The organism is Mesorhizobium kowhaii (genome assembly GCF_042431665.1).
Classification (GTDB): Bacteria; Pseudomonadota; Alphaproteobacteria; order Rhizobiales; family Rhizobiaceae; genus Mesorhizobium; species Mesorhizobium kowhaii.
Genome location: NZ_JBHLYT010000015.1, coordinates 1 through 12681, shown reverse-complemented (window position 1 = coordinate 12681; position 12681 = coordinate 1). Strand labels below are relative to the sequence as shown.

General features: G+C 60.6%; 8 protein-coding genes and 2 pseudogenes. 8 read left to right on the top strand and 2 right to left on the bottom strand.

The features are described from left to right. From ACFFNA_RS13485 to ACFFNA_RS13475, 3 genes and pseudogenes are all read left to right on the top strand, one after another. Positions 1-1249 (top strand): annotated as a pseudogene (locus ACFFNA_RS13485) (hypothetical protein); the annotation flags it as partial. A gap of 86 nt (positions 1250-1335) precedes the next feature. Beyond that, positions 1336-1551: a helix-turn-helix transcriptional regulator gene (locus tag ACFFNA_RS13480; RefSeq protein WP_378918891.1), complete on the top strand. Its 216-nt coding sequence runs from the start codon at positions 1336-1338 to the stop codon at positions 1549-1551. A 206-nt stretch (positions 1552-1757) separates the two neighbouring features. Then, positions 1758-2204, top strand: a complete 447-nt coding sequence (locus ACFFNA_RS13475; RefSeq protein WP_378918889.1) for a phage integrase N-terminal SAM-like domain-containing protein — start codon at positions 1758-1760, stop codon at positions 2202-2204. Positions 2205-2338: 134 nt separating this feature from the next. Here the strand turns inward: ACFFNA_RS13475 and ACFFNA_RS13470 are convergent, their stop codons facing one another. Next, the gene (locus ACFFNA_RS13470; protein WP_378918887.1) at positions 2339-5722 is read right to left on the bottom strand and encodes a DEAD/DEAH box helicase; all 3384 of its coding nucleotides are present in this window, start codon (positions 5720-5722) and stop codon (positions 2339-2341) included. An 801-nt stretch (positions 5723-6523) separates the two neighbouring features. Between ACFFNA_RS13470 and ACFFNA_RS13465 the strand changes: the two genes are divergently transcribed. The 5 genes from ACFFNA_RS13465 (at position 6524) to ACFFNA_RS13445 (ending at position 11142) form a co-directional block, all read left to right on the top strand. Continuing rightward, the gene (locus tag ACFFNA_RS13465; RefSeq protein WP_378918885.1) at positions 6524-7051 is read left to right on the top strand and encodes a hypothetical protein; all 528 of its coding nucleotides are present in this window, start codon (positions 6524-6526) and stop codon (positions 7049-7051) included. Continuing rightward, positions 7048-8403, top strand: a complete 1356-nt coding sequence (locus tag ACFFNA_RS13460; protein WP_378918883.1) for a 7-cyano-7-deazaguanine synthase — start codon at positions 7048-7050, stop codon at positions 8401-8403. Before ACFFNA_RS13465 ends, ACFFNA_RS13460 begins: the two co-directional genes overlap by 4 nt. After that, a complete protein-coding gene (locus ACFFNA_RS13455; RefSeq protein ID WP_378918881.1) occupies positions 8400-9590 on the top strand; it encodes a helix-turn-helix domain-containing protein in 1191 nt (396 codons plus the stop codon). Before ACFFNA_RS13460 ends, ACFFNA_RS13455 begins: the two co-directional genes overlap by 4 nt. Beyond that, a complete protein-coding gene (locus tag ACFFNA_RS13450; protein WP_378918879.1) occupies positions 9565-10185 on the top strand; it encodes a PIN domain-containing protein in 621 nt (206 codons plus the stop codon). The genes ACFFNA_RS13455 and ACFFNA_RS13450 overlap by 26 nt, the downstream gene beginning before the upstream one ends. 429 nt (positions 10186-10614) lie before the next feature. Beyond that, a complete protein-coding gene (locus ACFFNA_RS13445) occupies positions 10615-11142 on the top strand; it encodes a hypothetical protein (protein WP_378918877.1) in 528 nt (175 codons plus the stop codon). Positions 11143-11696: 554 nt separating this feature from the next. Here ACFFNA_RS13445 and ACFFNA_RS13440 read toward each other — a convergent pair. After that, positions 11697-12575 (bottom strand): annotated as a pseudogene (locus ACFFNA_RS13440) (IS630 family transposase); the annotation flags it as partial. Between the last annotated feature and the right edge of the window lie 106 nt (positions 12576-12681).

Genomic DNA, 12681 nt, shown 5'->3' with positions numbered 1-12681 from the left:
CCGCTCCCGCCGATATCGCCAGCGCTGCAAAAACAACGTGACGCATCAGTCTCCACCTTGTCTGCCGGATGGTTCACGACTGAACGCGCCCCTGATCGACGGCAGATCGGTTCGGTTCGACCTGAAAGACTATGCCCACCTTGACCAAGGCTATGCCGCGACCATCCACAAGTCGCAGGGCATGACCGTTGACCGCACCCATGTGCTTGCTACGCCAGGCATGGATGCACACGGCAGCTATGTGGCCCTGTCCCGCCATCGAGATGGCACGGACCTGCATTACGGCAGCGATGACTTCGCTACACGGGATCGGCTGGTCCGTAGGTTATCACGCGATCGCGCCAAGGACATGGCTTCCGACTATGAACAGGTCGACCCGGCGCAGAGCTATGCCGAGCGGCGCGGCATCACTTTCTGCGAGCGCGTAGCCGAGATCGTGCGCCGGATCGTTCCGGAGAACCTGCGCGAAAGGATCTGCGGGTTGCTCGACGGGTTGCGCTCGCCCGCAGACGCCGAGCCCGGCCAGGACCGTGGGCGGCCGGGAAGGGGAGATGTTAGCGCGCAAACTGGAGATGCCGGCCCTACGCTTGGAAGCGAAGCTTCCCCCATGGGAACACCGCGCCAAACGGATACGCCGGTGGACTCGGAAGCGGCGTTGCGCAGCGCTCGCACAAAGGCGCTTGTGCGTCACGCGCGCGCCCTCGACGCGATCCTCAGCACTGGTAGCGCGGATGGGCAGGGCAGTCCCGAGCAGATGCGTGAATTGAAAGATGCCCGCAGCGCTTTCGAAACGGTTCGGCCGCATGGCTGGCGCGATGCCGAAGCGGCCTATCTCAAGAACCCGGAGCTGGTTCTTGAAGCGGGCGCCGGCCGCGTCAATCGCATCGTGATTGTTCTCCAGCTTGAAACGGAAATCCGCACCGGACTGGATACCGATCCGGCGCGTCGGGCCGACCGTTTTGTGGAACGTTGGCAAAAGCTAGATCGCACGGGCCAGCATCAATACCAGGCCGGCGACATGTCCGGCTACAGGTCAACGCGGTCGGCCATGTCCGACATGGCCAAAAGCCTCGAACGCAATCCGCAACTGGAATCCCTGCTTGCCAACCGCAAGCACGATCGGGGCATTCGCACCGATTCAGGCCGCCGCCTCGGCGCGGAACTCGCATTCAGCCATGGCATCGGAAGAGGACGCGGCATCGGGATAAACCATCCGATTTGCCGCCGTTTCCACGCCGCAGGCAGATGATACGACGAACCTGATTGCTCCCAGCATTGGTTCGTCCTCTCTGTCCCGGCAGATACCAGCAACAGCCAGTGGAAAGCAGGCGAGCTATGTCCGAGCCAGATCGTATCATACGCCTCAGAACCGTCCTTGACCGGACCGGCCTGTCCCGCTCGACCATCTATCGCAAGATTGCCGAAGGGACGTTTCCGGCTCAGATCAAGATCAGTATTAATGGTGCGGGATGGAAGGAATCCGACATCAATCGATGGGTCGCTGATCCTGTCTGCTGGCATACCAGAGGGGGACGGAAAAACAGCGATTAATGGCGGTCGAATGACACGTTGCTGCCACCGACGAGCACTCCTCTCATATCAAGTTCAGTGACTGGAAAGGGGCCGAGGAACGAACCCGCGGCGCGGGAGGGGCGCTTGCGGTTGAGGTAGAGATCAAGAACCGGTCGTCGCGCTCGCGTTGAGCGTCGTTCGGCTGGAGCAGAGCATGGCGGGCTTCTTCAACAAGGAGCCTGACCATGCCTCATTCAGTTCTCGAAGCTCCCATCAGCCGGCTGCGCCAGCGGCTGATCGACGACATGAACATGCGGCGTTTCTCACGGGAGACACAGCGCAACTATCTCCGCGATATCGGACGCCTGGCGACATTCCTCGGGCGTTCACCAGACACAGCGACCGCCGACGACCTACGTCGGTTCCAGATCGACCAGCAGGAAGACGGCGTTCCCGTGCCGACGATGAACAGCATCGTGTCGGCGCTACGCTTCTTCTTCACCCAAACGCTCGACCGCCCGGACCTGGCGCGCCGGCTCGTCCGGCTGTCGCATCCGCGCAACCTGCCCGTGGTGCTCAGTCGCGACGAGGTCGCCCGGCTGCGCCTTATTCCGGACGTGCAATTTATCGGCTCCAATCCGCAAAAGCACACATCCGTCGTTAGGATCACGATAATCCGGCACACGCGCTAGATTTGAACCGGATCCGATGTCGATGAGGTTGTCGCCAAAACCCGAAGGACGGCAGCCGCCCTTTTTCAATCCGAATGAGGTGGCGAGATGTTCTCGCTCCGATGCTCAGTTCGCAACGAGCGCCTCAGGGATAGCTAATGCGCGAAGATGCGCAGCCTAGCGTTTGCGCGGCTACACACCGTCGTCAGGCTGTCGATATACATGATTAGCTGCCGGGTTCGGTTGGAGAGCGTGCTCGCGAGCGCGAGGTTGCGAGCACGCTCTACATCGAGCAATCGCCCCGCGACCAGCCAGACCTCTTTGTTGATCCGCCGATCACGAAGCGCCGCGCGGACTGTGGGTGCAATCTTATACTCCGCGATGCCGTCTGCATTTTTGAAGATGCGAATATTGCCGCCTTTTGGCACCGGAATAGCCGTACTGTTCGCGGTATAGCCGCGTTGCCAGCGATCATCCTCGATCTGCGGTGACGAGGTGATGAAGAAGCCAAGTGAGGCGGCTACCTGTCGTCCAACCTCCTGGATCGCAGTGACAGAGGCCTTATTATCGCTTCCATCTTTGCCCAAGGCTTTGGCGTGCAGGAGCACTACCTTAGTCTTGGAAACTAGGATGAAATCGGCAAGCTCTTGTCCATCATCATCGAGCAGGATGAGCGGAAATTCGCGAAGCGCGTCAGCGTAAGCGTCAGGTCCAGGCCCAGCCAGGGCGATATAGCGGCTGGTAAGCCCGAAAATGGATTCCTTTTCCCATTTCGCGGTGTCGCCTACCGCCCATGCTACCTCACCTTTTTCGACAAAGGTTTTTTCGAGGGCGGGGATCGCCTCTGCGACATCAAGCGCGGGTACCCGATTGTCGATCACCAGATCGCGGGCTTTTACCCAGTTACCATGCATGTAGACCTTATCGGTCTCGGCGGTGAGAATGCGGAAGGCTTGGTCGGTGTTGATCCGCTCGGTTAGAGTCATGACGGTGCCCGATGCCGAAAGCCCCTGGCCGAATTCGGCATTTAGGGCGTCGCTGGCAAGCATGTAGCGATCGGACTTGCTGTTATAACTGATCGCGCAATCGAGTTTGCGGCCATCGATCATGGTCACCTGGAACTTGCCGTCGACGATGTCGGCACACAGGTCGAGCACGGCGGGTGTCCTCGGCGTTGACGGTTGTCCTTCCTTGTCGGCGATGAAAACGCCGAAATCGTCGAGTGGCTGAAGATCGAGTAGGATGTTCGTCGGCTCCTTGGCCTTATCCTGATCCGGAATGGCAAGCTGGGCAAATCGCTCGAAAACCCGATTGCTAGTTGTGGCAGTGGTGAGTTCGCTGTCGATGGCGGTCGCCCAGCGCACATAATCGTCGATGCTAACCCGCCGGACGCTAGCATCGGTGAGCTTGGAGCGGCTGAGACCCAGATAGCGCGCGGTGTTGTTGACGTAGCCGGCGACATTGGTCGGTAGCAGAACGGCATCTAGTAGGTCGGTGAAGGTGTCTTCAAACGATGCTGTACTGGTCGTCATCGTTCGGATCGCGCGATCGGCCATTTCCAAGGACGCGGTCGCGAGCTTGGTGATCCGGACCTTTTGTGCCGTGCTGCTCGGGCCGAACAGCCGGACCAGCTCTCCCCGGTCGAGCCGCGCAACGCCGATCTTACCGGCATCAAACGGCACGCCATCCGTGTCGAAAACGAACAAGCGATTATTTACCCGCACCATGAGGGTCAGTCCGAACTGCCATTCGGTGACGAAATGGCGGCTCAGATAAGGGCTTTCATCGACCGTGAAGAAGGTCCATCCCCAGACATTCTCGGGCAGACGCGCGATCGGACGAACAACGAACCGATTGCGCGCGAGGATGCCTTCATAGGCCTCCGTCTCGACGAGCTTGTCGTGAAACCCGGCGCCAATTGAAAAGATGGCGGCGCGGCGCGGTACGAGGAGATCGTCGCGATCAAGCGATCCCAAAACTGGCAGTCGTTCGCGGAAACGCCCATCGACATATTGCTGCTCGGGCATCAGCGGGACGATCTTCTCGGGCAGGTAGGCCTCACCCGGGATGATGCTGGCGAGGCTGGTTTCGCCAGCGGCTTCGAAGGCGAGATATTGGTCCCAGCTTGTCTTGAGCCGCGAAAGCTGATCCGAGTTGCGCGCGATTACCGTCGCGGTCTGTATCTCTAGGCGCTTAGCGTCGGTCGAGCGAAGCACGCGGCCAATCTGCTGGACAAGCTGTCGGTCATTGGTGAAATCATCGAGAAGGGCTACCGCCACGAAGGTTGCATCGTCGATGCCTTCGAGCAATTTTGTCTGGTGCAGCCAGAAGGTCGCATCGCCGGATACGGCCTGGGCCTGCTTGACGGTCACGAAGCGTCCCGGATGAGCATGGCGATTCTCGTCCTTGCGCACCTGATCGTGGATCAGCACGGCGTTGGACTGTTCGTCTCCAGCCAGGAGAGGCTGGAGCGCTGCGAGCGCGCTCCAGGATGCGGCCCGTACGATGATCTTGGATCCGGCGGGCTTTTTGGCGAGCAGCGAAGGCGTTATCGCAAGCAACTGCTCGGCGAACGTTCTGATCGCGGTCTTGTCCGCTGCGGTCAAGTCCTGGTCTGTATCGTAGAGGGCGGAATCGATTGCTGGCAAACTGCCATCGCGGGTTGCGAGATCGGCAAATTGTACCTCGCGCACGATCCTAACCTCGGCGGCCTTCGGGAAGGGGAAATTGTAGGCGTAGGCGCCCCGCACCGAGAAAAGCTTATAATCGTTGCGGAACGGCGTAGCACTCAACAGAAGTGTCGGGCGCGAAAGCGAGCGTACACTTCGGCTCCAAGATGCTGCGGGCTCATAGTGCCCTTCGTCGACGACGACGAGATCGAAAGTTGTGAGCAGGGCGAGAATTTGGTCGAGCCGGAAGAGCTCGGACGACTGTTTCTTCTCCAGCGGGCCGATAGTCGCCTTTCGCGCAAGCCGATCTCGATCGATCCGTATCTTGTCGAGAGCCTGTAGGGTGCCGACCAGGATGACACGCTCACGTGTCTCGGCCTCATGGCAGATCCGCTGGGTGCGGCCAGCATTGGGAAGGAGGATCCGGATCAATGCCGGATCGACGCCCGGTCCGGTCCAATCATCACCTGCGGCGTCGGCAACGCCCATATTGGCCCAAAAGCGCCGGCGGATATCACCATACATTTGCTGGACTAGGCCTTCACGCGGCGTCAGCACGAGCGCGCGGCGGAGATTGGGAAGACAGCGGGTCAGTACAGCGATCACGCCAGACTTGCCGCTACCTGTTGGCATCTTGATGAGCCCTGCTTCGGCGCGTCCATCCGGCTGCCTGAGCCGGGCGTACGCTGCGCCAAATGCTATAGCCTGCTTCTGATTACCCCACAGGGAGAGGCCGGTCGGGCTTCCCGTCCAAACCGGCAGTGCCTCGAGCGCCGTGATATCCCTTCCGTAGCCTGCCTTGTCGAAACCGCCGCTAGGCGGGATCTCGAACGTCGTGTGCATGTCATGATAGGCAAGCTTAAGAAGCATCCAGTTTCCCCCGTCTTGGCGACCTCGGAGATAGAGAGGCAGACTACAGGGATTTGTCTACCCGTTTTCGCGGAATTGCTGCTAAAGCGCCTCGATTATCTTGCCCGGCTGCTCACCGAGAAGTACGGCATTCGGCAATGCAGTGATCATGCACCTAACCTACTTCGGTACATATGAGCACGCCTTCTGGGTTGTGGCGAACGGCTTGATGTACGACCTTACGGCGCATTAGTTTCCGGGTCAGCGTCCCATCATCGACGAGGAGCGGCATTGGCCGCTCTCCGCTGGACGCGGCAGAAACCAGACAGTCGTCTGTCGGCCCAACGCCGACGTCAGACGGGTCTACAATTGGCCATCGACTGGGGTTCCTGGAAGCTTTTCGAACATTCTGGGTCGCGCTCACCCGGTCGTGCACGTCAACGCAAACCTCCGATCGTTCACGCACTATGTAGTCGCCGTTGCGTTTCGAACCCGCCCTCAGCAAGGTTCCTTGCCTGCGCTCTGGGCAGGAATGGGCGCACATTGAGGAAGAAGCGCGGATTGGCGGGGTTTGCGAACATACCCTCCTGTGCCCGCCCACGAGAAATTCTGACCGGATACAGCCAGAACAATCTCCGAAATATTCGGCACGTGTCTGATCGAGCCGCCGGGCGCAATGCGCGCGTCGTCGAGATCGACCCTCGGCGGGATCAGGACGTCGCTCCCTGTCTGAGAGACAGATTTGACATTGTCAGCATTGTTACCTTATAGGTCTGACATTGGAGAATCGCCATGAGTGATGGTCCTCACCGCAGCCTCAATATGCGTATGCACTGGAAAACTGCCGCCCAGTGGGCCTCGAATCTCGCCCACACCGCCGATGAAGTGTGCGTAGCGCTCGCGCACGCTCTCAAGAAAGACATTCTGGAAGCGCCCATTGCCGCTGTGCGAGACATTATGAACAGCGACACGCTATTCCCCGCTATCCGCACCGAGCAACTCGAAGCGCTGCGGGCGCGTCATCCGCGCTCGGCGGCCACCAACAGTCTGATCGACTGCGCAATCGAGGCAGCGGATGGTGGCATAACCGGCGAAGCCGGAACCGCCAGCGCGGTCTCGGGGGCGATGGAAGACATCGGCCGGGCACAAGGCCGTGGCATCGATGAACATTACCAGCGTGAGGCAGGCGCGCGCGCAAGCCGCACAGTGCGCATCCGCCTCGATGAGGCCCTGGGAAAGCTCGACTGCAACGGCATCGCCAGTGAGATTCTTGCGCCCGTCCGTCCGCCGTCCAGGCGGGCGCTGGAGTTGCCGCGCCAGACCGGTATCGAAGATGGGCCTCTCCTATGACGACGTTTGCGTATAAGGCGCGGGTGCCCGCGCATGCCATCGATGTCGTTCCTTCCGGCGCGGCGCGCCGGGGCCGCTCCGCGTTTAACCTACGGGAGAATTTCACCTGCTCGACCGCCGCGCTTGAATCCTACGCCTTTGCCCAGTGGGAGCCTGTGATCTACGACGCGATGGTGGTCGCCGCTTCCATCGAATACGCAGATCGCAGCTTCCCGCGCCCAAAGCTCGGCTGGAGCCGTGAGTTCACGGTGCGCGTCCCCGTTCTGGAGCCCTTGCGATGGACCGATCGCGCCGTCTACGACACCCTGCAGGACGCCGCCTCCTTCCTGACCGGCGACAGCTGGACGTTTGAATTTGTCCTGAGGAACGGAGAAACGCCCCGCCCACCTCAGGAGTGTCTCCAGTTCAGCACCACGACCGATGCCGTCATGGCGTTCAGCGACGGCATGGATTCCCGCGCCGTGGCCGGGCTGACCGCCCAGGCCTTGGGCCGCAAGCTGGTCCGCGTTCGGGTTGGTTCCAAGGCAGGCGGGCGCCCTGAACCGGGCGAAACGCTTCCGTTTGCGGCGGTGCCTTACAACGTGAAGGCTTCTGGCGAGACCAGCGCCCGCAGCCGCGGATTTAAGTTCGCGCTCATCAGCGGCATTGCCGCGTACCTGGCCGAAGCTTCCGAGATCGTTCTTCCCGAAAGCGGCCAGGGCATATTCGGCCCGGCGCTCGTCACGTCTTCGGCGCAGGCCTACCCGGACTTTCGAAGCCATCCCCTCTTCACGATGCGCATGGAGCGGGTTCTGGCTGCGCTCCTGAAACGTCCGGTCCGCTTTGTCTTTCCACGTATCTGGTCCACGAAAGGAGAGACGCTGAAGGCTTACGCGGCGTTGCCCGGCCGTGATGATTGGCGTGAAACGCGCTCGTGCTGGCAGAACGCCCGGCACTGCTCCCTTGATGGCCGGCTCGTCCAGTGCGGCGTCTGTGCAGCGTGCATGTTGCGTAGGATGAGCATCCACGCCGCCGGGCTCACTGATCATGACAGCGCGTATGCCTGCAGCGATCTGCGCGCAGCAGCGTTTGAGCAGTCGGTTCAGCCGGGCTTCCGTTTGCGCGGTCACGCGCTGCGCCAATACGCCATAGCGGGCGCGCAGCATCTCGACCATATGGCTGATCTCGTATTGCCGCTTCACCAGTCCGTCATTCGCCGCCACGCCCTGCTGCTGGGCCGGGCGCTGGGCATGCCGGCTGCCACAGCAGAGGCGGCGCTGCGCGACTTACTTGGACGCCATGCCACAGAGTGGAATGACTTTTTGCAGGATAAGGGAGCGCGTTCGTTCCTGAGGCAATGGACGCGTGCATGAACATGATTGAATCAAATGAGCGGCTGTCGGACGCGGAGATCGGTGAACGGCTGCGCCTTGCGCGCGAAAGCCGGAAGATCACGCAGGCTGCCGCCGCCGCCATCATCGGCGCCGCGCGCACGACGATCGTTGCCATCGAGCAAGGCAAAAGGCGAATCCAGATGGACGAGTTGCAAAAGCTGGCCGCCGCCTACGGTACGTCGGCCAACGTTGTTCTGCGCCGCGCTGCCGTTCATCTCGACATGGTTCCCCGCTTTCGCAAGCTGCAGGAAAGCGAGGACGATGACGTCGAACAGGCAACGCGGCTTCTCAATGACCTTGTGCGTGCGGAGGTTGAATTGGAGAACGCGCTCGGCGTGGTGCGCGAGCGACGCTACCCTCCCGAACGTCCGATCCTGCCAGGCGACCTCTATACCCAAGCCGAACAGCATGCGCAGGAATTGCGGGACTGGCTCGGCCTCGGTCCTGGCCCCGTCACTGATATTGTTTCGATCCTCGAGCTTCAGCTAGGAGTCCGCGTGTATGTCCGGAAGTTGCCGGGCAAGATCGCGGGGCTGTTCGCCTATGAGGAGCGGGCCGGGGCCTGCATCCTCCTCAATGCGAGCCATCCGCACGTGCGTCTGACGCAAAGCGCCGCGCACGAGGCGGCGCATTTCATATCGACGCGGCGCCAGCCGGAGGTGCTGACCGAAGACGAGCTATTTGTTTCGCGCGAAGAGCGCTACGCCAATATCTTCCAGCGCTGCTTCCTCACGCCGGGCCGGGAGGTGCGCCAGCGCTTCGCGGAAATTACTGCGGGTCAGACGCATCTCACCCGCCGACATGTCATCCTGCTCGCCCACGCGTTCGGGGTTGCGCGCGAGGCCATCGTGCGGCGTCTCGAAGAACTTGGCCTTGCACGGCGGGGAACCTGGGACTGGTTCGTCTCGAACGGCGGGATCAGCGACAAGGATGTAGCCCAGGTGCTGGGCGACGCGCCGGAACGCCCCTCCTATAGGGGCCTGTTCAGGGGGCTGGTGCCGCCGCGCCTTGCTCTTCTCGCGCGTGAGGCTTGGAAGAAGGAGCTCTATAGCGAAGGCCAACTTGCCCGCATGCTGCAACTCGACCTTCACGGTATGAGGGAGGTTCTGGACGGCGCGGAGCGCGAGGAGAGCGAAGCTGATGAGCTTGTCCGCATTCCCCGCTGATCCGGACGCAATATTGATCGCCGATGCAAACGTTGTGATTGGTCTCAACGCGAGCGGGCACGCCGGCCGCATCATCGAGCTTACCAGACGCCGGATTATCGTGCCCGACAATGCCGGCAATGAACTGGCAATAGGCGCTCGGTTCGGCCACGACGATGGCGCCCAACTCGAAGCTCTGGTTGCGGAAGGGCTCGTCGAACGGATGATGCTCGATCGTACGGCGCTTGCAACCTACGAAGCGCTCATCGACGGCACCCATGGCGACACACTCGACGACGGCGAAGCTGCGACGATCGCGATCGCCGTGCGGCTCGGGGGCGTGGCTGTCCTTGATGAAAGGAAGGCACGTCGCATGTGCGCGCAACATTTTCCCGCCATCGTCCAAGGATGCACGGCGCAATGGCTTTTGGGAGCCGCTGCGCTGGGGCGGGCTGCGCACGCCGAAGCGATGGTCAATGCGCTGCAGAAGGGACGGATGCTTGTTCCGTCTGAATTTCTGAACGACGTGGTGGCCCTGATCGGTCAGGAGGCGGCTGGGGCGTGCCCCAGCCTGCCGCGCCTGGTGCGGCAGGCTGCAATACCGTTCGCATTGTAATGAAGCCGGGCGCAGGGCCTTACTTGTTCAATAAATGTGCTTCTGAAGAGGTTCGGACTTACTGTCTGCTTCAAACCCAAACGCCGGGTTGCTTTTCATGGCCTCGCTCCCGAGAAGCCATTCCGCTCCCGGCCCGTTGCGGCCATTCAGGCAATGCTACGAACGGCTGCGTATGTGGGGGGATAAGCTGAACTCGACTCGGAGCCGTCGTGAGAGCATGCGGGAGGATACGAATATCTGAGGTTTAGCGGGCCAACGTGTCCAGGTCCGTTTGTGTGTATTTTTCCAGTGCCATTGCTGGAGTTGCTAGCAACAGCAGAAGCGCTCCCTTCATGTATTCCCCCAAGCACCATGACATGCCGGACCGTGGCGCTGCTATGCTGCCTGGATTAGAACAAGGCAGGAACCGAGCCATTCCAAGAGGACGACATGGACGACAAGCCGCCAATCTGGGAATCGTTCAGCAAAGCGCTAGGCGCTGAATACCGCCCCGCGAAGGAAATTCAGGGCGCGAGTGGTCTGACCCACGAAGTTCAAGCCATAGCTGTCGATGACAAGGGCAACCGCGTCATCCTGATATCTTCTGATCCAAATCCACGCACGGCCGCGCTCATGCGTATCGATGTTCAAGCGACCATGCCAGACGCCAAGGTGTTGGTTGCAAGGCCCCTAGCCGTGGATTTGGCGTTCGCGGCGCGCTTTATGTTCAATACCGAGACGGGCGAGCTTGACCTTCCGAAGGTGATGCAAATTGGCGCGGTGATGGCAAAGGGTGACGCAGCACAAGACGAAATGAAAGAACTGCTTGGCCCGGGGATGAATTCGATTTTCGGCCCGATACAGCAAAGTGACCTCCCCATAAAAACCCACTTTCTTAATGCTGTTGAGCAGGCTGCCTCCCTGGACTGGCGGGCAATATTCGAGGGCAAGCACGGTGCCGCGCTCGACAGGCCTTAGAAGCCCTCAACCAGCTGCGTTCCATTGACAATCTTGCCGGGGATCGAAAGCAGGGAATATGCCCCATTCCAACCTATGAGTTTACCGAAGGTGATTGGGATATGCTTCACAGCGGGAAGCACATTGATGAGGTGCAGGAGCGCTTGAAGAGCCTCAACATCTTTCAGTACTTCTTCCCTCCTGCTGACAACCTGGCACTGGGGCTAATCGACAAAGGCCTTTCTGCGGGCGGCCAATTAAGAGCAGGTTTTAAGCTGGCCGAAGCACAAGGCCACTTGATATCTCCGAACACGATAGTCCCCGATGCAGCTTCAATGACGGATATGATCGACGAGCTGCAGGCGAGAGGGTTCGTCGTAAGCGGAGAGACCGAGATTGCGATTGGCCCCGAAGGAACGACATTTCGGCAAACGATTTCTCACCGGCCAGCCGAGGGCCTGATCGAGAGGTTGTCGAAAATCGTCTCGTTTAAAGTGGACCTTAATCTTAAGGACCTTCTCAAGCCTCCGGTTTGATGCTCGGCACAGCCACCCGGCGGCGTTAAGACCAGTCTGGATTGATTCCAACGTTTGGTGCCCACGCCTGACGGCGGCGATGATTTCGCCTGGATCGGCGCGCCAGACGAAGGGTCGGGTTTGCTGATTGTGCTCCTTGATGAAGCGGTTGATGGCGGCCTGGAGGTCGACAACCGAATGGAAGACGCCGTGCTTCAGACGCCGTCGGGTCAATGTGGCGAAGAAGCCTTCGACGGCGTTGAGCCACGAGCATGATGTCGGCACGAAGTGGAATGTCCAGCGCGGATGGCGCTCCAGCCAGGCGCGGACTTTCGGCTGTTTGGGGGTGGCATAGTTGTCGAGGATGACGTGGACGGTTTTATCGGCGGGCATTTCAGCCTCGATGGTATTGAGGAAGCGGATGAACTCCTGATGCCGATGGCGCTGCATGTTGCGGCCGATCACCGAGCCATCGAGGATGTTGAGTGCGGCGAACAGGGTGGTGGTGCCGTTGCGCTTGTAGTCGTGCGTCATGGTCGCCCCCCGACCGCGCTTTAGCGGCAACCCCGGCTGAGTGCGATCAAGCGCCTGTATCTGGCTCTTTTCGTCAACCGACACCACGATGGCATGCGCAGGCGGCGAGACGTAGAGCCCGACCACATCGTGAAGCTTCTCGGCAAAGGCTTTGTCGTTGGACAGCTTGAAGCTGCGCCAGCGGTGGGGCGCAAGGCCGTGGTCGTGCCAGATCTTCACGACCGAGGACGCAGCAATGCCAACCGCTCTTGCCATTGCGCGGACCGTCCAGTGCGTCGCCTCGTGGTCGGGCTGCTCCAGCGTCAGCGCCACAACCTTGTCGACCAGCGCGGTCTCGAGCGGCGCGATGCCCGGAGGCCGGGTCTTATCGCGCAGCAGGCCATCCACACCTTCGGCCATGAACCGCTCTGTCGAAGACGGTCGAAACCCGCTGATAAACGACGACAAGATCTGAAGCGCTGGAAGAGCAAAGGCGGCCGCCCGCGCGCTCTTCAACTAGCGCTGTAGCGGG